This is a genomic window from Kineosporia sp. A_224, assembly GCF_002198655.1.
Taxonomy (GTDB): domain Bacteria; phylum Actinomycetota; class Actinomycetes; order Actinomycetales; family Kineosporiaceae; genus R-H-3.
Map to the genome: position 1 here is coordinate 1 of NZ_MWLN01000026.1, position 21658 is coordinate 21658.

At 74.6% G+C, this 21658-nt stretch carries 21 protein-coding genes; 16 read left to right on the plus strand and 5 right to left on the minus strand.

The annotated features are described in order from the left end of the window. The 6 genes from EDJALFJO_RS00600 to EDJALFJO_RS00625 form a co-directional block, all read left to right on the plus strand. Positions 1-733, plus strand: a 733-nt coding sequence (locus EDJALFJO_RS00600) for a CheB methylesterase domain-containing protein (RefSeq protein ID WP_143448207.1), incomplete at its 5' end; no start/stop codon positions are given. 35 nt (positions 734-768) lie between these two features. Beyond that, positions 769-2385, plus strand: coding sequence for an alpha-amylase family glycosyl hydrolase (locus EDJALFJO_RS00605; protein ID WP_088281156.1), 1617 nt, complete (start codon positions 769-771; stop codon positions 2383-2385). 398 nt (positions 2386-2783) lie between these two features. After that, positions 2784-3719 carry an SMP-30/gluconolactonase/LRE family protein gene (locus tag EDJALFJO_RS00610; protein ID WP_088281158.1) on the plus strand — a complete coding sequence of 312 codons (936 nt, stop codon included), beginning with the start codon at positions 2784-2786 and terminating at the stop codon, positions 3717-3719. A 41-nt stretch (positions 3720-3760) separates the two neighbouring features. Next, positions 3761-4198 (plus strand): TIGR03667 family PPOX class F420-dependent oxidoreductase, encoded by a 438-nt coding sequence (locus EDJALFJO_RS00615; protein ID WP_143448208.1) that lies wholly within the window; start codon positions 3761-3763, stop codon positions 4196-4198. A 70-nt stretch (positions 4199-4268) separates the two neighbouring features. Further along, positions 4269-5138 (plus strand): tryptophan-rich sensory protein, encoded by an 870-nt coding sequence (locus EDJALFJO_RS00620; RefSeq protein WP_088281162.1) that lies wholly within the window; start codon positions 4269-4271, stop codon positions 5136-5138. Positions 5139-5426: 288 nt separating this feature from the next. Beyond that, complete coding sequence (locus EDJALFJO_RS00625) at positions 5427-5984, plus strand: hypothetical protein (RefSeq protein ID WP_088281164.1); 558 nt, start codon at positions 5427-5429, stop codon at positions 5982-5984. Between the two features lie 43 nt (positions 5985-6027). Here the strand turns inward: EDJALFJO_RS00625 and EDJALFJO_RS00630 are convergent, their stop codons facing one another. Continuing rightward, positions 6028-6552: a GNAT family N-acetyltransferase gene (locus EDJALFJO_RS00630; protein WP_233149602.1), complete on the minus strand. Its 525-nt coding sequence runs from the start codon at positions 6550-6552 to the stop codon at positions 6028-6030. An 82-nt stretch (positions 6553-6634) separates the two neighbouring features. Between EDJALFJO_RS00630 and EDJALFJO_RS00635 the strand changes: the two genes are divergently transcribed. Both EDJALFJO_RS00635 and EDJALFJO_RS00640 read left to right on the plus strand, forming a co-directional pair. Continuing rightward, the gene (locus EDJALFJO_RS00635) at positions 6635-7951 is read left to right on the plus strand and encodes a nitrate/nitrite transporter (RefSeq protein ID WP_088281192.1); all 1317 of its coding nucleotides are present in this window, start codon (positions 6635-6637) and stop codon (positions 7949-7951) included. Positions 7952-8050: 99 nt separating this feature from the next. Next, positions 8051-9499 (plus strand): L-serine ammonia-lyase, encoded by a 1449-nt coding sequence (locus EDJALFJO_RS00640; RefSeq protein WP_088281168.1) that lies wholly within the window; start codon positions 8051-8053, stop codon positions 9497-9499. 36 nt (positions 9500-9535) lie between these two features. On the opposite strand, the gene EDJALFJO_RS00645 is transcribed toward EDJALFJO_RS00640, so the two are convergent. The 3 genes from EDJALFJO_RS00645 to EDJALFJO_RS00655 form a co-directional block, all read right to left on the minus strand. Next, positions 9536-9961: a hypothetical protein gene (locus tag EDJALFJO_RS00645; RefSeq protein ID WP_143448209.1), complete on the minus strand. Its 426-nt coding sequence runs from the start codon at positions 9959-9961 to the stop codon at positions 9536-9538. A 59-nt stretch (positions 9962-10020) separates the two neighbouring features. After that, positions 10021-10770 carry a GntR family transcriptional regulator gene (locus tag EDJALFJO_RS00650; protein ID WP_088281172.1) on the minus strand — a complete coding sequence of 250 codons (750 nt, stop codon included), beginning with the start codon at positions 10768-10770 and terminating at the stop codon, positions 10021-10023. A 241-nt stretch (positions 10771-11011) separates the two neighbouring features. Next, complete coding sequence (locus tag EDJALFJO_RS00655; RefSeq protein WP_143448210.1) at positions 11012-11602, minus strand: hypothetical protein; 591 nt, start codon at positions 11600-11602, stop codon at positions 11012-11014. A 262-nt stretch (positions 11603-11864) separates the two neighbouring features. Here EDJALFJO_RS00655 and EDJALFJO_RS00660 point away from each other — a divergent pair, with 262 nt between their 5' ends. From EDJALFJO_RS00660 to EDJALFJO_RS00690, 7 genes are all read left to right on the plus strand, one after another. Further along, positions 11865-12668, plus strand: coding sequence for a TetR/AcrR family transcriptional regulator (locus EDJALFJO_RS00660; RefSeq protein ID WP_088281176.1), 804 nt, complete (start codon positions 11865-11867; stop codon positions 12666-12668). A 63-nt stretch (positions 12669-12731) separates the two neighbouring features. Beyond that, positions 12732-12947, plus strand: a complete 216-nt coding sequence (locus EDJALFJO_RS00665; RefSeq protein WP_088281178.1) for a hypothetical protein — start codon at positions 12732-12734, stop codon at positions 12945-12947. 235 nt (positions 12948-13182) lie between these two features. Next, positions 13183-14733, plus strand: coding sequence for a flotillin family protein (locus EDJALFJO_RS00670; protein WP_088281180.1), 1551 nt, complete (start codon positions 13183-13185; stop codon positions 14731-14733). A 58-nt stretch (positions 14734-14791) separates the two neighbouring features. Beyond that, positions 14792-15787, plus strand: coding sequence for a hypothetical protein (locus tag EDJALFJO_RS00675; protein ID WP_088281182.1), 996 nt, complete (start codon positions 14792-14794; stop codon positions 15785-15787). 52 nt (positions 15788-15839) lie between these two features. After that, positions 15840-16823, plus strand: coding sequence for a hypothetical protein (locus tag EDJALFJO_RS00680; protein ID WP_088281184.1), 984 nt, complete (start codon positions 15840-15842; stop codon positions 16821-16823). A gap of 77 nt (positions 16824-16900) precedes the next feature. Continuing rightward, positions 16901-17470: a SigE family RNA polymerase sigma factor gene (locus tag EDJALFJO_RS00685; protein WP_198949876.1), complete on the plus strand. Its 570-nt coding sequence runs from the start codon at positions 16901-16903 to the stop codon at positions 17468-17470. Beyond that, entirely contained in the window at positions 17467-18567 is a 1101-nt protein-coding gene (locus EDJALFJO_RS00690; protein WP_088281188.1) for a hypothetical protein, read from the plus strand. The genes EDJALFJO_RS00685 and EDJALFJO_RS00690 overlap by 4 nt, the downstream gene beginning before the upstream one ends. Positions 18568-18597: 30 nt before the next feature. Here the strand turns inward: EDJALFJO_RS00690 and EDJALFJO_RS34755 are convergent, their stop codons facing one another. Then, positions 18598-20757 (minus strand): Gfo/Idh/MocA family protein, encoded by a 2160-nt coding sequence (locus EDJALFJO_RS34755; RefSeq protein WP_198949877.1) that lies wholly within the window; start codon positions 20755-20757, stop codon positions 18598-18600. A gap of 131 nt (positions 20758-20888) precedes the next feature. On the opposite strand from EDJALFJO_RS34755, the gene EDJALFJO_RS00700 reads away from it, so the two are divergent. Beyond that, positions 20889-21658 (plus strand): cadherin-like domain-containing protein (locus tag EDJALFJO_RS00700; RefSeq protein WP_143448211.1); only part of this gene is annotated, 770 nt, incomplete at its 3' end.

Here is a 21658-nt window from a genome sequence, read left to right on the forward strand (position 1 = left end):
GGCCGGACGGCCCTGGCCGGACCCTCCGGCTGCCGCCCCGGCGCCGGGGGCCCGGACCGACCGGATCAGTCCCGAGCTCGCCGAGATGCTCGCCGCCTCCGGGGTCGACCTCGCGCCTGCGAGCCCGCGGGCGCTGAAGCCCCCGCGGACCCGGCCGCCCACGGTCGTCCTCATCGGCGCCTCGACGGGCGGCCCGGAGGCGCTCGCGGAGGTGGTGCGCGGGCTGGCGAAGCACGTGCGGACCCCGGTCCTCGTCGTCCAGCACATGCCCGCCGGCTTCACCCAGCTGCTCGCCGAGCGGCTCGACCGGCTGACCCACCTCACGGTCCGGGAGGCGGTGGACGGCGCCCGGGCCGACCCCGGGCACCTCCTCGTCGCACCCGGCGGCCGCCACATGGAGCTGCACCGGGCCGGCTCCGGGCTCGCCGTCCGGCTCACCGACGCCCCGCCGGAGCAGTTCGTGCGGCCCGCGGTCGACGTCCTCTTCCGGACCGGTGCGCACGCGTGCCGGGACGGCGTCCTCGCGGTGGTCCTCACCGGGATGGGCCGCGACGGCGAGGCCGGTTCGCGGGCCGTCCAGGAGGCCGGCGGCTCGGTGATCGCCCAGGACGAGGCGACGTCGGTCGTGTGGGGCATGCCGGGCTGCGTCGCCCGCGCGGACCTCGCGGACGCCGTCCTGCCGCTCCCTCTCATCGGCAGCGAGGTCTCGGCGCGGCTGACCCGTCGCGCCTGAGCTGCTCCCCGGCCGCCGGACGCGACGATGTCGGCATGGGAGCTGACTGGCTGACCGACGCGGTCGTCTACGAGATCTACCCGCAGTCGTTCGCGGACTCCGACGGCGACGGCATCGGGGACCTGCGCGGCGTCATCGACCGCCTCGACCATCTCGAGTGGCTCGGCGTCGACGCGATCTGGTTCAACCCGTGCTTCGAGAGCCCGTTCGCCGACGCCGGGTACGACGTGAGCGACTACCTGCGCATCGCGCCCCGCTACGGCACGAACGACGACCTCGTCGAGCTCGTCACGAAGGCGCGCGAACGCGGCATCCGGGTGCTCCTCGACCTCGTCGTCGGTCACACCTCGACCGCCCACGCGTGGTTCGTCGAGGAGCTGGACGCGCCCGGTCCGCACCCGGACGGCGACCGCTACGTCTGGTGCGACGACCCGCCGCAGCGCGACACGTCCGGCGACCTGCCCGGCACCGCGGCCTGGGTGCGCTCCCCCGGTCCGCGGCCCGGCTGGTACCTGAAGAACTTCTACGACGCCCAGCCCGCGCTGAACTTCGGCTGGGGCCGGCTGCCGGAGGACGAGCCGTGGCGGGACGCCGTCGACGCCCCCGGCCCGCTGCGCAACCGGGCGGTGCTGCGCGAGATCCTCGGGTTCTGGCTCGACAAGGGCGTCGCGGGCTTCCGCGTCGACATGGCCTTCTCGCTCGTCAAGGACGACGAGGGCCACGTGCGGACGGTCGGGCTGTGGCGCGACCTGCGGGAGTGGCTCGACGTCACCTACCCGGACGCCGTGCTGGTCCCCGAGGGTCAGGAGCCGCGCACCGACGGGTCGTTCGCCTTCCACGCGGACTTCTTCCTCGTGATCATGTCCGCGCACGCGACCCTCTTCGACAACGGGTACGCCGGGCGGCTGCCCTTCCAGGAGTGGCGGCCGCCGTTCTTCGACGCCGAGGGCCGGGGCAGCACGGCGACGTTCCTCGGCGAGTGGGCCAGGGCCAAGGCCGCCGACCCGGCCCGCCCGGTGCTCCTCGCGACCGCCGACCACGACTACGACCGGCTGCGCTGCGGCCCGCGCGGGCCGGAGCAGCTCGGCACCGCACTGACGTTCCTGCTCACCTGGCCGAGTGTGCCGTCGCTCTACTACGGCGACGAGATCGGCATGCGGTACCTGCCCGGCCTGCCCGACGTCGAGGGCGCGATCTGCAACCCCGCCTACAACCGGGCGGGCTGCCGCACGCCGATGCAGTGGGACGACGGCCCGAACGCCGGCTTCTCGACGGCCGACCCGGAGCGCCTCTACCTCCCCGTCGACCCGGCCCCCGACCGCCCGACGGTCGCCGCCCAGCGGGAGGACCCGACGTCGACGCTGCACCTCGTGCGCGACCTCGTCGCCGTGCGCCGCGCGACGCCCGCGCTCGGCGCCCGGGCCGACGTCCGCGTCGTGCACGCGGGGTACCCGCTGACGTACGTCCGCGGCGGCACGCACCTCGTCGTCCTCAACCCCCGCCGGGACGCCGCGACGGTCGAGGTCGCCGAGGCCGCCGGCGCGCTGTCCCTGCTCTCGAAGGGCGTCGCGCTCGTCGACGGCACGCTGCCCGCGGCGACCGTCGAGATCGACGGCTTCGGCTACGGCGTCTTCGAGCTCGCGCTCCGGTAGCCACCACCGGCCTGTCTCGGGCCGGCGCCCGAGCGGGAGGGGCGTCGTCCGATGCTTTGCCCTGCCCTCACATGTGAGGGTGTGGGCAGGTCACACCCGGCCACGGACGATCCGCGCCACAGCTTCCTCGTTGCTCGCCGGCCACGGACGATCCGCGCCACAGCTTCCTCGTTGCTCGCCGACCCGCCGTGGTTGTCCCGGCATGTCGCGGAGCAACGACGAAGCTGTGGCGCACCTCTGGCTGCAGGTGCCAGCGGCGCCCTCAGAAGTGAGGGCAGAGCAGACGGACGACGCGCGGCGGGGGGCTGCTGCAGTCGCACCCTCACAACTGAGGGCAGAGCAAAGCATCGGGACGACGCCCCTCCCGCGCAGGCGCCGGCACCGACAGGATGTGCGGCATGGGACTCCAGGTGATCCAGGTCGGGGCGTTCGGCGCCGAGGACGTCGCCGTCGCGCTCGACGGTGCCGACGAGGGGTGCGTCTACACCGGCACCGAGGACGGCGCGATCCACCGGGTGAGCCACGACGGCGGCACGGTCGAGAAGGTCGCGGACACCGGCGGGCGCCCGCTCGGCATCGAGTGGACGCCGTCCGGCCGGCTCGTCGTGTGCGACGCGCGGCGCGGGCTGCTCGGGGTCGACCCGTGGACCGGCGGCGTCGAGGAGCTCGCTGCGACGGTCGACGGCACACCGATGCAGTTCTGCAACAACGCGGCGGTCGCCGGTGACGGCACCGTGTACTTCTCCGACTCCTCGACCGTGCACCCGATCGACCGGTGGAAGGCCGAGATGGTCGAGGTGACCGGCACCGGGCGGCTGCTGCGGCGCTCCCCCGACGGCGCGGTCACCGTCGTCGGCGACGGGCTCGACTTCGCGAACGGCGTCGCGCTCGCGGCCGACGACGCGTGGGTCGTCGTCGCCGAGACGTCGCGCCGCAGGCTCACCCGGTTCTGGCTCACCGGGCCGAAGGCCGGGCAGCGCGAGGCCTTCGCCGACGACCTGCCCGGCTACCCGGACAACATCTCCCGCGGCAGCGACGGCCTCGTCTGGGTCGCGGCGGCCAGCCCGCGGGACGGGCTCGTCGAGGCGATCCAGCGCGGCCCGGTCTGGCTGCGGCGCAGCATCACCAAGGTGCCCGACGCGCTGCAGCCCGCACCGAAGCGCACCGTGCGGGTGCTCGCCTACGACGCCGACGGCCGCCTCGTCCACGACCTCTCCGTCGAGAAGGAGGCGCACGGCGACACCTTCCACATGGTGACGGGCGTCCGGGAGCACGACGGCCGGGTCTGGCTCGGGAGCCTCCACGAGCCGGCCGTCGCGCTGCTCACCCGGTGAGCACGCCCGTCCTCCGGCACGGCGCTGCCTACGATGCGGTCATGAGCGACAACGGCTTCACGATCGACGAGAGCACCGAGTTCGGCGCCCGGGCCGCCCGGCACCTGCGCGAGGACCCGGTCGTCTGGCTGACGACGGTCACGCCGTCCGGCGCGCCCTCCCCCAACCCGGTGTGGTTCCTCTGGGACGGCGCCGACACCGTCCGCACCTGGAACCTGCCCACCGCGGCCCGGGTCGCGCATGTCGCGGCGAACGGGAAGGTCAGCCTGAACTTCCACGGTGACGGCAACGGCGGCGACATCGTCGTCCTCACCGGTGTCGCGTCCGTCGACGACGCCCAGCCCGCCGCGGACGCGGTCCCGGAGTACCTCGAGAAGTACGCCGCGCACATGACCCGGATCGGCTACACGCCGACCGGCTTCGGCGAGCGGTACGGCACCCCGGTGACGGTGCGGCTCACATGTCTGCGCGGGCACTGACCGCCCCGGCCCGGGGCGACACGCGTCGGCAGGAGATGCGACCGGCTCCCGGCCCGCGGACGATGGACCCATGAGCGACACGAGCCGCACGACCCCGCCGGACCTCTCGGTCGAGCCCGGTGTCTCCGTGGAGCACGACCCGGCCCCCGCCACCGCGCCCGCGCACCGCCCGGACGTCGTCCGCCAGGTCGTCGTCGCGGTGAGCGCCGTCGTCGCGGTCGTCGGCTCGGCGATCGGCTCGGGCGCGTTCGGCGGCACCCCGATCGCCGAGGCCGGCGGTGGCGCGCTCTCGGCCGAGGCGACGCTCGTCGCGCCGGACGGGCCGGCGTTCGCGATCTGGTCGCTCATCTACCTCGGGCTCGTCGCGTACGCGGTGTGGCAGGCGCTCCCCGCGCAGCGCACCGACCCGCGGCAGCGCCGCACCGGCTGGCTGGCCGCCGCGAGCCTCGTGCTCAACGCCGTGTGGATCCTCGTCGCGCAGGCCGGGTACGTCGCCGCGAGTGCCGTGATCATCGTCGGGCTGCTCGTCGTCCTCGTCGCGATCCTGGCCCGGCTGGTCCGCTCGGTGCCCGCCTCGCGGACCGAGGGCGTCCTCGTCGACGGCACCTTCGGGCTCTACGCCGGCTGGGTCAGCGCCGCGACGATCGCCAACATCGCCGCCGCCCTCGTCGACGCCGGGGTGACCCAGGGCGTGCTCGGCGCCGACACGTGGGGCGTCTTCGTCACGGCCGTCGCGGCCGGGGTCGGCACCTACGTGGCCTCGGTGACCCGGGGCTCGTTCGGGTACGGCGGGGCGCTCGCGTGGGGCCTGGTGTGGATCGCGATCGGCCGGACGTCGGGCCCGGACTCCTCGGCGACCGTCGTCGTCGCGGCGGGGCTGGCGGCCGCGATCGTCGTCGCCGCGACCCTGATCGCCCGCGCCGGCCGACTGCGTTCCTGACCCCTCCGGGACCCTCCGGACCCCGGTCGGGCGAAATAGACCGATAGTTCACTTCATGTGGTTTGTGTGGTGAAACGATGCTGCACAGCACGTATCAATTCGCAGAATCTTCGTGACACGCCGTGCAGGGCTCTGACCTGCAGTGATTCTGCCTGTGACCGTTCGCACGCGACCAGTTACTCCCTGTTCGTCGTCCCTCACTCGTTGACACTGAGTAGGTGATCGACTACACAACGGCGGGTGCACGGCGTTGAGTCCTTTCTGTCCATACCCGCCAGTCGGCTGCCGATGAGCACCTCGGCGGACGACGACATCGTCACGACGGTCGCCGTCCCGCGACATCGCGCCGCCGGTGAGCCGCAGAGCGCCGCGGTCGCCAACCGGCGCCCGCTGCGCCGCACCGTCGCGGCCGTCCGCGACTCGTGGTGGTACCTCGGGGACGTCGACCTGCTCGCCGACCGCCTCGACGCCAACCTCGTCGCGCTCGCCCCCGGGGCCCGGATCGCGCTCCTCGAGCGCCGTGCCGCCGGCGAGGAGCGGCTCGTCACCGCGCTCCTGCGCTGCGTCGACGCGCTCGCCGAGGCACCGGACCCGGCCGTCGCCGACCGCCAGGTCCGCGTCCTCGGGCAGTCGCTCAAGAGCTCCGGGATGCCGTTCGTCGACGTCCCGCAGGTCGGCTTCGCGCTCGTGCGCGCCGTCCGGGAGCGCTACAACGGCCAGTGGACGACGACCCTCGGCTCCGCGTGGACCGCCGTCCAGACCTGGCTCGTCGAGCAGTTGCTCCTCGGGGCCCGTGAGCTCGAGCCGCCGCCCCTGGTCGACCTCACGCAGGTGCCGCAGCGCTGACCGGCTGCTGCCCGGCCGCGCGCCCGACCGCGCGCCCGCCGGGTCAGCCGGCGTGCGGGCTGAGCCGCTGGAACAGCACGTGGTCCTGCCAGCGGCCGGCGATCCGCAGGTAGCCGGGCGCGAGCCCGAACCGCTCGAACCCGTTGCGGGCGAGCACCGTCTGCGAGGCGACGTTGTGCACGAGCGTCCCCGCCTCGACCCGGTGCAGCCCGAGCTCGTCGAACGCCACGACGAGCATCTCGGCGACCGCCGCCGTCGCGAGGCCGCGCCCGGTGTGCCCCTCGTCGAGCCAGTAGCCGAGCGAGCACGACTGGAACGCCCCGCGCACGACGTTGTTGAGGTTGACCCGGCCGACGACCGACCCGTCCGGTGCGAGGACGACCCGGGGCACGATGACCCCCTCGGCCGCCCGCTCGAGCGCGTCCCGGACGGCCGCCGCCTGGCCGTCGACGGTGAACCACGACGGCCCGCGGTCGGGCTCGTACGGCGCGAGGAACACGCGGTTGGCGCGCACGAGGTCGACGAGCGCGGGGACGTCGTCCGCCGTGAGGGGCCGGGTCGCGGTCACGGCCCAACCCTGCCAGCCGGTCCGGTGCGGCGGGCCGTCTCCGGGGGTCCGTCGTCCCACGGGTGGGAGACTGATGCCCGTCATGACGAGCTCCCGCGGTCGCGCCTGGTCCGTGTGGGCGCTCGGGATGGCCGCGTACGTCGTCGCCGTCCTGCACCGGACGTCGTTCGGCGTCGCCGGCCTCGACGCCGCCCAGCGGTTCGAGGTGTCGGCGAGTGTGCTCGCCGGCTTCACCGTGCTCCAGCTGCTCGTCTATGCGGGCCTGCAGGTCCCGATCGGGGTGCTGCTCGACCGCTTCGGCCCGCGCCGGCTGCTCGTCACCGGCTCGCTCGTCATGGCCGCGGGGCAGGTCGTCCTCGCGCTCGCCGACCACGTCGGGGTCGCCTACGTCGGTCGCGCGCTCGTCGGAGCCGGGGACGCCGCGACGTTCATCAGCGTGCTGCGGCTCGTCGCCGCCTGGTTCCCGCCGTCCCGGGTGCCGGTCCTCACCCAGCTCACCGGTCTCACCGGGCAGCTCGGGCAGATCCTCTCCGCCGTCCCGCTCGTCGCGCTGCTCCACGCGAAAGGCTGGACGACGGCCTTCGTCTCCGTGGCCGCCGTCGGGGTCGTCGTCGCGGTCGCGATCGCGGTCGCCGTCCACGACGAGCCGGGCGTCCCGGTGACGCACGGCCGCCCCGTCGACGTGACCCGGGTCTGGCGCGACCTGCGGATCGCCTTCCGGCACCCGGGCACCCGGCTCGGGCTCTGGACGCACTTCACGACCCAGTTCTCCGGCACGGCCTTCGTGCTCATGTGGGGGTTCCCCTTCCTCGTCTCCGGCGAGGGCCTGAGCCGCTCGACCGCCGGCCGGCTGCTCTCCGCGATGGTCTTCGTCGGCCTGGTCGGCGGACCGCTGCTCGGCGTGCTCGTCCAGCGGCACCCGCTGCGGCGCTCCTGGCTCGTGCTCGCCGTCCTCGCGGGCACCGTCGTCAGCTGGACCGCCGTCCTCGCCTGGCCCGGCCCGGCGCCGCTGTGGCTGCTCGTCGTCCTCGTCGTGTCGCTCGCGACGAACGGGCCGGCGTCGATGATCGGCTTCGACTTCGCGCGGACCTTCAACCCGCCGAACCGGCTCGGCACCGCGACCGGCATCGTCAACGTCGGCGGGTTCTTCGCGGCGCTCACGACAATCCTGCTCGTCGGGGTGCTCCTCGACGTCCGGACCGGCGGGGCGTCGTCCTACGGGCTCGACGACTTCCGGGTGGCGCTGCTCGTGCAGTACGCGCTCTGGGCCGTCGGGCTCGTCGGCATCCTGCGGACCCGGCAGCTCGTGCGGCGGCGGATGGCCCGGCAGGGCGTCGTCGTCCCGCCGATGCGCGCCGTCGTCGCGCACCGGATCGCCCGGCGGCGGCGCCGCGGGTAGTCCCGACGGCGGCCCGCAGGCGGCCTGCTCCGACAGTTCCACCACGTGGTGCCCCCGGACGTTGCCCGCCCCCGGGGGCAGCCGTAGCGTGGTCGGACCATGGCCCTGTCTGTGTTCGACCTCTTCTCCGTCGGGATCGGCCCGTCCAGCTCGCACACCGTCGGGCCGATGCGCGCCGCCGTCCTCTTCGTCGACCGGCTCCGGGCGAAGGGCCTGCTGGACGACGTGACCCGGGTGCGCGTCGAGCTCTACGGCTCGCTCGGCGCGACCGGCCACGGCCACGGCAGCCCGAAGGCGGTCGTCCTCGGGCTCGCCGGCTACCACCCGGAGACCGTCGACCCGCTCGCCGCCGACGAGCACGTCGTGAAGATCCGCGACTCGCGCCGGCTGCGGCTCGGCGGCGGCCCGGAGATCGGCTTCGACCCGGCCGAGGACGTCGTCCTGCACCGCCGCAAGAGCCTGCCCGCGCACCCGAACGGCATGACGTGCGCGGCGTTCGGGGCGGACGGCGCACAGCTCGACCTCGGCACGTACTACTCGGTCGGTGGCGGGTTCGTCGTCGACGAGGCGGCGACCGGGGCCGACCGGGTCGTCGCCGACACGACGCCGGTGCGGTACCCGTTCACGACCGGCGAGGGCCTGCTCGCGCTGACGACCGAGCACGGCGTGCGGATCAGCGACGTCATGCTCGCCAACGAGGAGTCCTGGCGGCCCGCCGACGAGGTGCGCGCCGGGCTGCTGCGGATCTGGGACGTCATGCAGGAGTGCGTGAATCGCGGCTGCCACGCGGACGGCGTGCTGCCGGGCGGTCTCAAGGTGCGCCGGCGGGCCGCCGAGCTGAGCGCCCAGCTGCACCGGGACGACGAGGTGCACGCGGCGGCGCACGAGGCCCACGCCGAGCACGTGGCGTCCGGCGGGGTGCACACCGCGGCCGGCTCGCCGCAGCGCGACCCGCTGCACGCGATGGACTGGGTCAACCTCTACGCGCTCGCGGTCAACGAGGAGAACGCCGCCGGCGGCCGGGTCGTCACGGCGCCGACGAACGGCGCGGCGGGGATCATCCCCGCTGTCTTGCACTACTACACGCGTTTCGTGCCGGGCGCGGACGACGAGGGTGTCGTCCGGTTCCTGCTCACCGCCGGGGCGATCGGCGTGCTCTACAAGGAGAACGCGTCGATCTCCGGGGCGGAGGTCGGCTGCCAGGGCGAGGTCGGCTCGGCGTGCTCGATGGCCGCCGGCGGGCTCGCCGAGGTGCTCGGCGGGACGCCCGAGCAGGTCGAGAACGCCGCCGAGATCGGCATGGAGCACAACCTCGGACTCACCTGCGACCCGGTCGGCGGGCTCGTGCAGATCCCGTGCATCGAGCGGAACGCGATCGCCGCCGTCAAGGCGATCAACGCCGCGCGGATGGCGGTGCGCGGCGACGGCTCGCACGTCGTCTCCCTCGACAAGGTCATCAAGACGATGCGCGAGACCGGCGCCGACATGAAGATCAAGTACAAGGAGACCGCGCGCGGCGGGCTCGCCGTCAACGTCATCGAGTGCTGAGCGGCCGCTGCGCAGGCCCGGCCCGGACCGCGTGGCTCACCACCGCCGGTCGCCGGCCTCCCGGTCGGTGCCGGGCGTGACGACGTGCATCGACACCGGCCACCCGGAGTGCAGCACGGTGGCGAGCACGAGCGGCGGCACGTCGGCGTCCGCGCCGTCCTCGCCCGCGCCGAGCAGCAGCACGTCCGCGACGACCGGCGCGACCGTCTCCGGGGAGACCTCGAGCAGGTCGGCGAGCGCGGCGAGGCGGGGGTTCGGTGCGGCGTCCGGCACCGGCTCGGACCGGTAGACGAGCACCCGCCGGACGTCCGCCCCGTGCCGCGCGACCCAGACCTCGGGGTCGCCGAGGAGGCCGCCGCCGAGCAGGTCGCTGATCGCGACGGACCCGTCCGGGAGCAGGTGGAGCGCCAACGGGAGGTCGGGGTCGACGGGGACGAGCAGTCCGATCACCGTGCGAGGCATGGGCCGAACCTAGATCGCGTTCTAGAACGCGTCAAACAGGCGCGACGGGCCCGGCCCGTTCAGGCGAGTGCGTACTCGTAGGCGAGCGGCAGTGCCGGCACCGAGACGCACTCGCCGAACTCGACGACACCGCCGTCCCGGTCGAGCACCCAGCTGCGGGTGAGGAGCACCGACGACCCTTCGTCGACGGCGAGCGTCGCCGCGGTGCCGGGGTCGGCGGGCACGATCCTGATCTCGTCCCGGCCGCTCCCGAGGACCCGCCCCGTGCAGCGCGCGACGTAGGCGGCCGTCCCCCCGGGGACGCGCTCGTCGAGCAGGAGCGCGGGTGCGGCCGCGCCGAGGTCGGCGGCGAACCAGCCCGTCGACGCCGACTGCGGCACCTCCCCCGCGGCGAGCACCTGCCGGCGGCGGATCGCCGCGGCGCCGGCCGCCAGCCCGAGCGCCTGCGCGACGTGCGCGGGCGGCCGCGGCTCGACGTCCGCGGAGACGATCCGCGGTTCGCCGGTCGCCGTCCGGACCAGGTGGTGCAGCCCGTGCCCGCGGTTGATCGGGTCGTCCGGGTCGTCGGGGACGCCGCTGTGGACGAGCGTCCCGCCGGCACCGCCCGAGACGGCCCGGACGAGCCCTTCGGTGCGCAGCGTCGAGAGCACCTTCGCCGCGGTGGCGTGCGCGACCCGCCACTCCTGCGCCAGCTGACGCGTCGAGGGCAGCCGCTCGCCGTCCTCGAGCCGGCCGTCGCGGATGCGGTCCCGGTAGTGCTCGACGATCTGCAGGTAGGGCGGCGGCGGACGGTCGAGCTGCGGGGACATGCGCACTCTCCTCACCGGTCCGGGGCTTCGCGTTCTATAACACCACACCGTCGCTGGCGCGTGCCCGGGTGCCGTCCTCTGGCGGGTTCTGCACCCTCGGGCCGACGTCCTCTGGTGCCCGACGCACGCATCGTGCGTCCTCTGGTGAGCAAAGCACTCCAAAACTGAGGTTTGGGGTACTTACGACACCAGAGGACGGGGTTGGGTGCGTTCGACACCAGAGGACGCCGCCCTGCCCGTCTCAGGGCCCGGCGACGACCGTCCGGCCGGCGTCGAGCAGGCGGCCCAGCAGGCCGACCTGGGCGAGCACCTGGCCGGCGACGACGAGCCACAGGCCGGCCTGGGTCAGTCGCTCGAGCCGGCCGCCGACGTCGAGGGACAGGCCCACGTGCCCCCACCAGGGCATCATCGGGATGCCGGGGCCACGGCCGGTGCGGACGTCCGCCTTGCCGAAGACGAGGTCGCCGACGAGGTGCGACCACCAGCCGGCGAGCAGTGCCCCGACGGCGTGCGCGAGCAGGCTCCCCCGGCCGCCGTCGCCGGCGAGCGGCAGCAGACCGGTGAGCCAGCCGGCGGTCGCGACGAGCGCGACGCCCCACCAGTGCGTGATGCCGCGGTGCTGCATCGGTCCGTGACCGCCGAGCAGCTCGTCGGGCGTGAGGGTGTCGGCGAGCCGCCAGCCCCGCCTCTGGTCGACGTCCGGGCTCGTGACCCCGGCCGCCGTGAGCGTCCCGAGCACCCCGCAGCCGACGACACCCGCGACCGGCAGCCCCATCGAGACGCCGTACCCGACGCCGAAGACCGCTCCGAGGGCGCGGTGCGTCGGTCCCATCACCCGGTCGATGATCCCGGCGCTGGTGTCCGCCGGGGCCGCCGACACTCCGGTCCTGCTCCGGCCCGCTCCCCGCCCGCCTCCCGGCCCCTCAGAGGTAGATCACTCTCGATATGCACGGTGATCTACCTCTGAGCGGCTCAGCGGGAGCGGCCCCCGTGACGGTGGCACACGGCGAACGGACGTTCGCTCCGGTCGGCGTCACACCGGCACCCGGGCGCGCCTCCCGGAGCGGAACGACCGTTCGCTTTAGGCTCGCCCCGTGCCTCGCGTCAGCTCTAGCCACCTCGCCGCCCGCCGTGAGCAGATCGTCTCCGCCGCGCTCGTCCGGTTCGCCCGCAACGGCTTCCACGCAGCGACGATGGCCGACGTCATCGAGGAGTCGGGCCTGTCGGCCGGGGCGGTGTACCGGTACTTCCGCGGCAAGGACGAGCTCGTCGAGGCGATCTGCGAGCGAGCCCTCAACGCCGCCGCGCACTCCCTCACCGACCTGCTCGCCGACGACGAGGCCCCCGACCCCGCGGACGCCGTCGCCCACGTCGTCGACGCGCTCGACGCCGCGGCGGGGGACGGTGGCGTCGACCTGCGCCGGGTCCAGCTCCAGGCCTGGGCCGAGGCGCTGCGGGCGCCGGGTGTGCTGCGGACGGCGACCGAGGCGCAGGTCCACCTGCGCCGCGCGCTCGCCCGGGTCGTCGTCCGCGCCCAGGAGACCGGCCGGCTGCCCGGCACCCTCGACGTCGACGCGGCCGCCCAGGTGCTCCAGTCGCTCGTCGTCGGGCGGCTCGTCCAGGACCTGCTCGCGACCGACGTCGAACCGGGCTCCTACGGCGAGGCGGTCTGGACGCTGCTGCACCCGGCGAGCGGTCTCGTCCCGCAGCAGGAGCCGCTGCCCCTGCCGGAGCACGCCCTGCTCGAGCGCCGGGTCCCGGACGTCGCTGCGGACGTCCCTGCGGACGTCGCTGCGGACGTCGCTGCGGACGTCGAGCGCGCGTCGGCCGACCTCGCTGTCGTCGTCCCCGCACCCCGGGGCAGCGGACTGGGCTGGCCCTCTTCCGCGACGGCGTGACCGGGGTCTAGTGTCACCGCTCGTCCCGCCGAGGGTGTGCCCCGGCGGGCGAGGAGCGCGGCGGTGGACGCAGCAGAGCTGGTCGGTGAGTCCGGCATCGTCACGACGACGATCCCGGTGCAGGGCCTGGGGCAGGTCAAGGTCGCCGCACGTGGCGGCACCGAGACCTTCGGGGCGTACAGCCGCAACCGCGGCATCGCCGTCCCGACCGGGACCCGCGTCACCGTGACCGAGGTCTACCCGCCGAGGACCCTCGTCGTGGCCGTCGCCGACGGCTGAGCGCCGTCCGGCCCGCCCCGTCCGCACGACCGGCCCCGCGAGGGAACGACTGCGGCCGGCGGGACATCGAAGGGATCACCTCGACCGGCGCAACGGCGCACCGGCCCTCCACCCGGGGAACCCCGAACGAGTCTTCCCTCGCCCACCGGGGACACCCATCACCCGCGCCACGGCCGATCAGGGCAGCAGCCCGCCGCGGCGCGTCTGACAAGCCATTGAAGGATGGCGAACCACCATGTCGGCAGCCTCTGTCGAAACCCTCCTCCTCACCGCGGGCGTCGTCGTCGCGGGCCTCCTCGCCGTCGCAGGCGTCTTCAAGAGCATGTGGCGCGTCGCGGAGCCCAACCAGGCGCTCGTCATCACCGGGGGTCGCACCGGCGACCCGAACGGCCTGGGCTTCCGGGTCGTCACCGGGGCCGGCACGTTCGTGCTCCCCGGCGTCCAGGTCGTGCGCAAGATGAGCCTCGACATCAACGAGGCCGACCTCGCCGTGCAGTGCGTGACGAAGCAGGGCATCCCCGTCGGGGTGCGCGGCGTCGTCATCTTCAAGGTCGGCGACGACCGCGCGTCCATCTCCAACGCCGCCCGGCGCTTCCTCGACCAGCAGAACAAGATGGTCGACAAGATCGTCAGCGTCTTCGAGGGCCACCTGCGCTCGATCATCGGCTCGTTGACGATGGAGGAGCTCGTCCGCGAGCGCGAACGCCTCACGCAGGAGACCTGGTCGGCCGCCGGTGTCGAGCTCGAGAAGCTCGGCCTGGTCATCGACTCGCTCCAGATCAAGGACCTCGAGGACCCCACCGGCTACATCCGCAACCTCTCCCGCCCGTTCGCGGCCGAGGTGCTCATGCAGGCCAGGATCGCCGAGGCCTCCGCGAACCAGCAGGCGACCGAGTCCGAGGCTGTCGCGCAGGCCCGGCAGGCCGAGGCGGTCCGGGCGTCGAAGATCGCGCAGGCGCAGTACCAGGCCGAGGTCGACAAGGCGCACGCCAAGGCCCAGATGGCCGGCCCGCTCGCCGCCGCCGCGGCCCAGCAGGAGGTCGTCGTCCAGGAGACCGAGGTCGCCAAGCTCGAGGCGGCCCGGCGCGAGCAGCAGCTCGAGGCCGAGGTGCGCCGTCCGGCGGACGCCGCCCGCTACCGGGTCGAGCAGGAGGCGCTCGCCAAGCGGTCCGCGGCGATCGCGGACGCCGACGCGCTCAAGGCGAGCGTCATCGCGGCCGCCGAGGCGGACGCCGAGCGGGCCCGCCTCACGGGTGAGGCGGAGAAGGCCCGTCGTTCGGCGTTCGCGGAGGCGGAGGCCGTCGAGGGCTCGCGGCGCGGCCAGGGCGAGAAGGCCCGGCGGTCGGCGGAGGCCGAGGCGCTGCGGGCCGAGGGCGAGGCCCAGGCCGCGGCGGTCCGGGCGATCGGTGAGGCCGAGGCGTTCGCCATCCAGGCGAAGGGCATGGCCGAGGCCGAGTCCATCGAACGGCGGGCGCAGGCCCTCTCGACGAACAGCCAGGCCGTCGTCCTCCACGAGATCGCGGAGAACTACCCGGCGATCGTCGCCAACGCGGCGAAGGCCTTCGAGAACGTCGGCAACATGCAGGTGCTCAACGGCGCCGAGGGGGTCACGGAGATGGTCACGTCGGTCATCGGCCAGGGCCTCGCCGGGCTGTCCGTCGTGCGCGGCATGCTCGACGGCGCGGGTCACGGCGGGACGGCGCACGGCCCGGCGGCGGCCCCGGCGGTGCGGCCCGCGGCCGCCGACCCGCCGGCCCAGGTACCGGCGCAGCCGGCGAACCAGTAGCACCGAGCCGGTGCGGCGGGCGTCGTCGTCCGCCGCACCGGCGAGGTAGCGTCGAACCATGATCACGGACCCGTCGGCAGCCGGTCCGGCCGCGACCGCCCCGGGCCTGTGGGGGATCGGCCGCCGCGACGTGCTCACCGCAGCGGCGGCCGGCCTCGTCGCCGAGATCGCCTTCGTCGTCCTCATGGCCCTCGTGGCGCTCGTCTCGCACGTGGTCCTGCCGGGGTGCGAGGGGGACAGCTGCATCGGCAGCCCGCGGCTGTACGCCGGCGTCCTGGTGTCGCCGCTCGTCCTGTTCGCCGCTCTGGTCGGTGCGGTCCTCGTGCTCCGGGTCCGCAGGCCGTGGGCCGTCGCCGGGGTGGCCCTGCCGGTGGCGCTGGTCCTGCTCGGCGCCGGCGTCGCCGCGCTGCTCGGTGTTCTCCAGGCCTCGCGCGTGCTCACCCTGCTCGCCGCGGGGTTCGCCGTGGCGTGCGGCCCGGTCGCGACGGTTGCGGCGACCGCTCTCGTCGACGGGCGCGGGCCGTTGCGGTTCGTCCCGGTGCCCGCGGTCGTCGCGCTCGTCGTCCTCGTCGTCGTCGCGAGCCGGCTGCTCGTCCCGGGCTGGCAGGCCGGCAGGGTCACCGCGCTCGTACCGCAGCCGTACGCCTACGAGGTCCCCGGTGCTGTGCTGAACTCGCTGAACGCCAACCGGTACACCGGCGTCCTCGAGCTCAACTACATCGTCGGGGAGGAGGAGTTCGTCGACGTCGACGAGGTCGGGCCGGTGACCGCCGCGGCCCGGGCCGGCGCGTGCTCGCCGGCGCTGCCCGTCGGCGAGCCGTCCGGCTTGTGCCGCAGGCTGCCGTCGCCGTCGGTGGACGTGACCGTCTGGCGCAGTGGGCCAGGGGCCTCCGGGGCCGACGAGGCCTACGTCGTCGTGGCCCGGCCCGACGTCACGATCGTGCTGTTCGCGACGACGATGGCGGACGACGCTGCAGCGCTCGCGCTGGTCGCCCGGTTGCACCCCGTCGACGCCCGCACGCTCCTGGACGCAGCGGAGAACGTCTACGTCTGAACCGACCGCCCGGCCTGACGACGTCCCCGCGCCGGCGAGGTAGCGTCGGACCATGATCACCGACCGGTCGGCACCCGGCCCCCGCGCGAACCCCCTCGGGGCCGCCGGTCGCGGGCCGTCGACCGCCGCCCTGGCCGGCCTCGTCGCCGAGATCGCCTTCATCGTCCTCATGGCACTCGTGGCGCTCGTCTCGTCCGTGCTCCTGCCGGGCTGCGAGGGGGACAGCTGCATCGGCAGCCCGCGGTCCTACGCCGCCGTCCTCGTCTCCCCGCTCGTCCTGCTCGTCGCGTTCGCGGGTGCGCTGCTGGCCTTCCGGGTGCGGCGGGCGTGGGTCGTCGCGCTGGCCGCCCTTCCGGTGGCGCTGGTCCTGCTCGCCGCGGCCGTGGCCGTGCTGCTCGGCGTCCTGCGGTCCTCCCTGCTGCTCACCCTGCTCGCCGCGGCGCTCGCGGTGATGTTCGGCCCGCTGTCGGCGGTGTCCGCGGACACGCTCGTCAACGGCCGGGGTCCGATGCGGTTCGTGGCCGCGCCGGCGGTCGTCGCCGTCGTCGTCCTTGTCGTCGTCGCGAGCCAGCTGCTCGGCCCGGGATTCCGGGCCGGGAAGGTCACCGCACTGGCGCCGCAGCCGTACGCCTACGACGCCCCCGGCGCCACGTTGAGCTCGTTGACCGCCAACGAGAGCACCGGGGTCCTCGAACTGGAATACCTCGCCGCCGACGAGTCCGTCAGCGTCCACGAGTTCGGGCCGCTGACCGCTGCCGAACGGGCCGGCGAGTGCCCGCCCGAGCTGCCGATCGAGGAGCCGCCCGGGCTGTGCCGCCGGCTGCCCTCACCGACCCCAGGGGTGACGATCTGGCGCAGGCCGGTGGGGTCCGCCGGGACCGGTGACCCGTACGTCCTCGTGGCGCGCCCGGACGTCACGCTCGTGCTCCTCTCCTCGACGATGCCGGACGACGCGGGCGCGCTCGCGCTCGTCGCGAGGCTGCGTCCGGTCGAGGCCGGCACGCTCCTGGACGACGCGGAGTACGTCTTCGTCTGAATGCCCGGCGACGACAACCCGCCGGACCCCGTTCGCGTCGTAGCCCGTGACAGGGGATGCGGAGCGGACGGGAGCCGGTGAGCAGGTCGCAGGAGGGTGCGGACGTCGCGCACCTCACGGCGTTCGTCGCCGCGCGCTGGAACGCACTGCTGCGCGTCGCGTACCTGCTCACCGGCGACCGGTCCTCGGCGGAGGACCTCGTCCAGACGGCGCTCGCGAAGACGTACGTCGCCTGGCCGCGGATCCGGGACACCGGGGCCGTCGAGGGCTACGTCAAGCGCACGATGGTCACGACGTACACGTCGTGGTGGCGGCGGCACCGCGGGCGCGAGTCGGCCGTCGCCGAGCCCGCGGACGCCGGCGGTCGGCTGCTCGCCGCACCGGGGGCGAGCCCGGCCGACGACCTGGAGGCTGTGCTGCACCGGTCGGTGCTGTGGCCGCACCTGGCGCGGCTGCCGCGTGGCCAGCGCGCGACCGTGGTGTTGCGCTTCTACGAAGACCTCTCCGAGGCCGAGACCGCGGCCCTGCTCGGGTGCAGCACCGGCACGGTCAAGAGCCAGACCCACCGGGCGCTCGCGACGCTGCGGGCGGCGATGCTCGACTCCGGGCTCGCGGTCGTGGACGACGAGGGGCGGGTGACCCGATGAGCCTCACCCGCGACGCGGACGGCGTCCCCGACCTCGAGCTGCTGCTGCGGTCCGAGCTCGGTGACGTCGCTGACGCGGTCGGGACGACGGCCGGCCCGGTGCCCGTGCGTGCGGTCGTCGAGCGGTACCGGACGGTGCGGCGCCGGCGGCGGGCGAAGGTTGCCGGGGCCGCTCTGTGCGCGGTCATTGCTGCCGTGGTCGTCGTGTCCTCCTCGGTGCCGGCGACGAGGACCGAGGACGACGGTCCGGTCACGCGGCCCACCACGCCGCAGCCCCGACCGTCGGTGCGGTCGTCGACCGTCTCGAGCGACCCTGAGGTGCGTGCGGTGCTGGCTCGGTTGGCGGAGCTGCCGACGAGTACCGACAGTCCGATGACGAGCCCGGAGTCGGACGGTGCGGAGCGTGTGTTCTCGCCGGACGGTTCCCGGTACGCGATCTACCGGCAGTTCGGTGAACCGTCAGCGGCCGACGTCCGGTACGAGCTGCAGATCCGTACAGCGTCTGACGACTCGCTCGTGGCCAAGATCGCGGGCGACGAGAGCACGGCGCCGATCGGCTGGGTCGGTGATCACGTCGTGGTGGGGGAGCCGGGCGCGAACGGCGGACAGCTCCCGTTCGTCTGGAAGCCCGGAGACCGCGACTACACACGCGTCGGGGGCATCCCGAACGGCGAAGAGATGCTCCGGATCCATGGCGACCGCCTGCTGCTCGTCCGCTTCAGCGGCTCGAAGCGATGTGACGCGCCCCTGCTCGACGCACGCATCGTCACCGTGCGGGCGGACCGGATCTACCGGCTCTGGGAGGGCTGCACGCAGTGGAACATGGCGCCGATGTCACCCGACGGCCAAGCCGTCGTGAGTGCGAAGTCCCTCTTCGGCGCCATCGATCCGAAGACCCGGGTGTACCGAGGAGCGGACGCGCCGGACGGTCCCCCGACCAAGACGTGGGACGTCGCGGTCACCTTCACCTGGGCGCCGGACTCCAGGTCGTACGAGGTGCGCTTCCCGCTCGTGGTGCCCGGCGGCGACACGTTCGGGACGACGATCCGGTGCACGCTCTCCGACGGCCGCTGCGTGCGCCTCACCGGAGCCTCGTGACAAGCCACCGCTGAACCGACGACCGCGTCGTCAGACCGCCCGGTCCAGCAGCAGCCGCACCTCGCGCAGCGCCCGGTGCTCGTCCGGGCCGCCGCGGAGCAGCACGCGCTCGAGCGCCCCGATGGCGCCCTCGACGGGGACCGGCCAGCACGCGTGCCGCAGCGTCTCGAGCGCGGCGAGCCGGGTCTGCGCGCGGGCGAGGTCCGGGCCGCTCTCGCCGCCGTGCCGCGACGGGTCGGTGCGGCGCAGCACCTCGGCCTCGCGGCGCAGCGTCTCGTGGAGCGCTGCCGCGGGCTCGAACGACGGCACCGGGCCGCCGTCCGCTCCGAAGCCGGCGGTCACGGCGGCGACGGCCGGGTCGCCGTCGAGCCCGGCGGCGGCGAGCCGGTCGAGGGCCGCCCACTCGGCGATCGCGCGCTGGGTCGCCGGCGGCGCCGCGACGACGCGGGCGATGAGGTCGGCCATCGACCAGGCGAGGGTCGTGTGCTCGGGGGAGCCTGGGCGGAAGTCGTCGGCCACGGCGAGCACGGGGTAGACCGTGATGTCGTCCGGGAACCACACCTCGGGCACCTGGAACCCGGCCCACCCGGCGGCGGCCGCCACGGCGGCGGGGACCGGGCTCGTCGTCTCGTCGGCGGCCGCGGCGGTGAGCGCCGGCCGCACGTCGGCGGGCAGGTCGAACTCCACCCCGAGGCCGAGCGCGACGAGGTCGGCCCCGCCGACGCGGGCGCCGTCCTCGGTGAGCGACAACGTCCCCAGCGCGTTGACGTTCCAGACGACGCTCGCCGCTCGCCCGTCGGAGGCGGCCCGCCGCAGCACCTCGGTGCGCGAACCCTGGTAGCCGTTCTCCTCGGCGACGACGACACCGCTCGGTGTCCTCAGCACGCAGACGGCGTCGACCATGGCCTCGCTCGCCTGCTCGACGCTCATCGGGGACGACAGGTCGGCCCCGAAGGCGCTGAGCACGGCGAACTCGTCGGCGCCGCCGACGAAGGTGAGGCACCCGGCGTCGGTGAGGTGCCGCAGACCCATCCCGTCGAGCAGGCGCACGAGCGGTTCGTCGTACGGGTGGGCGGGCGCCTCGTCGTCCGGCACGGAGATCCACTCGCCCGCCTCGTCGAGGTCGGCCACAGCCCCGACGAGGTCCGCCGCTTCCTCACCCGGGTACACGAGCCCGATCTGCCGCCGGATCTCGTCCATCGTCTCCATGATCGCCACGGTCTCGGCGACCGGCAGGTGCGGGCTCTCGGGGAGCCCCTCGGCGACGCAGCGGGCGAGCTCGGCGGCCTCGAACCGCAGCCCCTTGCCGCCGCCGTCCCCGCCGACGATCTCGGCCGGCGTCTCGAAGCGCTCGACGTGCCCGTCGCGCCGGGTCAGCGTGAACGACGTCAGGGCGTAGAAGGTCGGGTCGACCTCGATCGTGCCCTCGGTGCCGGAGATCCAGGCCCGGCGCGGGGTGAGCGCCTCGAGCGTCGTCGTGAGGACGGCGTGCGCCCCGCCCGGGTACTGCAGGATCACCGACGTCTGGGCGTCGACGCCGGTGAATGCCGGGTCGCTCACGGCGGTCACCCGGGACGGCGCGCCGAGGATCATGGACGCCCACGAGACCGGGTAGATCCCGAGGTCGAGGAGCGCGCCGCCGCCGAGGTCGGGGTCGAAGAGCCGGTGGGTCGGGTCCTGCGCGAACCACTGGCCGTGGTCGGCGACGACCGTCCGGACCTCGCCGATCGCGCCGGCAGCGACCAGCTCGCGGATCCGCAGGGTGTGCGGCAGGAACCGGGTCCACATCGCCTCGAGCACGACGACCCCGGCCGCGCGGGCGGCGTCCGCGATCGCGTGCGCCTGGCCTGAGTCGACGGTGAACGCCTTCTCGACGAGCACGTGCTTGCCGGCCGCGACCGCCGCGAGCGCGCCCTCGGCGTGCGCGGGGTGCGGGGTCGCGACGTAGACGGCGTCGACGTCGGGGTCCCCGACCAGCCCGGCCACCGAGTCGTACCGCCGGGGGACGGCGAACTCGTCGCCGAATGCCGCCGCGCCGGCCGGCGTCCGCGACCCGACGGCCACGACCGAGTGCGTGGGCAGGTTCGCGAGGTCGGTGACGAAGGCCCGGGCGATGCCGCCCGTGCCGAGGACGCCCCAGCGCAGCCCGGGGGCGTCGTCGGCCGGGGGGGTGGGGCCCGGATCGGTCATGGCCGCACCCTTCCACACCGCACCGACGGCGTCCGGTGACCTGGTGGTGACCGCGCCGTGACCGCCACCTGGTCTCCTGCCCGGCGACGGCGACGACAGGAACGACGACGACAGGAAGGCGGGCGGTCCAGGTGCACGGTCGGGCAGCGGGGACGGTCGACGGACGACGGCCAGGACGACGGCCCGGACGACGGCCCGGACGACCTCGCGCCCGGCTCCTGACGGCGGGGGCGGCCGCGCTCCTCGCCGCGGCCGGCACCGCGGTGCCGTCGTCCGCCGCCGAGCCGCTGCCGGCGAACCGCCCGCCGACGGCCACCGCCGACTCCGTGGTGACCCCCGAGGGGACGGCGGTGGTGTTCTCCGTGACGGTGAACGACACCGATCCGGACGGCGACGCGCTCACGCTCACGTCGGCGACCGATCCGGACCGTGGCACCGTCTCCTGCCTGCCCTGGGGCCGGTGCACCTTCACGCCGGACCCCGGTGCCACCGGCGAGGACTCCTTCACCTACACGGTGTCCGACGGCCGGGGCGGCGTCGCGGAGGGCAGTGTGCGGGTTACGGTGACCCCGGTCGCGCGGCCGAACCTCGCACCGGTCGCGGCGCCCGACGCGGTCGTCACCGTGCAGGGCACCGCGGTGTCGTTCGACGTCCTCGCCAACGACACGGACGCCGACGGCGACCCGCTGAGCGTCACCGTCCGGTCCCGCCCGGCGCACGGCGCGGTGGACTGCTCCGGGGCCGGCCGGTGCGGGTACGTCCCCGCGGCCGACTTCAGCGGGACCGACATCTTCGGCTACACGGTCTCGGACGGCCGCGGCGGCACCGCCGACGCGGACGTCACGCTCACCGTCACCCCGGTCGGCACCCCGCCGACCACCCCGCCGAGTACCCCGCCGAC

Bases quoted from the DNA above. Each gene is read 5' to 3' on its own strand.
- EDJALFJO_RS00605 (WP_088281156.1), top strand. From the start codon at position 769: ATGGGAGCTGACTGGCTGACCGACGCGGTCGTCTACGAGATCTACCCG.
- EDJALFJO_RS00610 (WP_088281158.1), top strand. From the start codon at position 2,784: ATGGGACTCCAGGTGATCCAGGTCGGGGCGTTCGGCGCCGAGGACGTC.
- EDJALFJO_RS00615 (WP_143448208.1), top strand. From the start codon at position 3,761: ATGAGCGACAACGGCTTCACGATCGACGAGAGCACCGAGTTCGGCGCC.
- EDJALFJO_RS00620 (WP_088281162.1), top strand. From the start codon at position 4,269: ATGAGCGACACGAGCCGCACGACCCCGCCGGACCTCTCGGTCGAGCCC.
- EDJALFJO_RS00625 (WP_088281164.1), top strand. From the start codon at position 5,427: ATGAGCACCTCGGCGGACGACGACATCGTCACGACGGTCGCCGTCCCG.
- EDJALFJO_RS00635 (WP_088281192.1), top strand. From the start codon at position 6,635: ATGACGAGCTCCCGCGGTCGCGCCTGGTCCGTGTGGGCGCTCGGGATG.
- EDJALFJO_RS00640 (WP_088281168.1), top strand. From the start codon at position 8,051: ATGGCCCTGTCTGTGTTCGACCTCTTCTCCGTCGGGATCGGCCCGTCC.
- EDJALFJO_RS00645 (WP_143448209.1), bottom strand. From the start codon at position 9,961: ATGCCTCGCACGGTGATCGGACTGCTCGTCCCCGTCGACCCCGACCTC.
- EDJALFJO_RS00650 (WP_088281172.1), bottom strand. From the start codon at position 10,770: ATGTCCCCGCAGCTCGACCGTCCGCCGCCGCCCTACCTGCAGATCGTC.
- EDJALFJO_RS00655 (WP_143448210.1), bottom strand. From the start codon at position 11,602: ATGGGACCGACGCACCGCGCCCTCGGAGCGGTCTTCGGCGTCGGGTAC.
- EDJALFJO_RS00670 (WP_088281180.1), top strand. From the start codon at position 13,183: ATGTCGGCAGCCTCTGTCGAAACCCTCCTCCTCACCGCGGGCGTCGTC.
- EDJALFJO_RS00675 (WP_088281182.1), top strand. From the start codon at position 14,792: ATGATCACGGACCCGTCGGCAGCCGGTCCGGCCGCGACCGCCCCGGGC.
- EDJALFJO_RS00680 (WP_088281184.1), top strand. From the start codon at position 15,840: ATGATCACCGACCGGTCGGCACCCGGCCCCCGCGCGAACCCCCTCGGG.
- EDJALFJO_RS00690 (WP_088281188.1), top strand. From the start codon at position 17,467: ATGAGCCTCACCCGCGACGCGGACGGCGTCCCCGACCTCGAGCTGCTG.
- EDJALFJO_RS34755 (WP_198949877.1), bottom strand. From the start codon at position 20,757: ATGACCGATCCGGGCCCCACCCCCCCGGCCGACGACGCCCCCGGGCTG.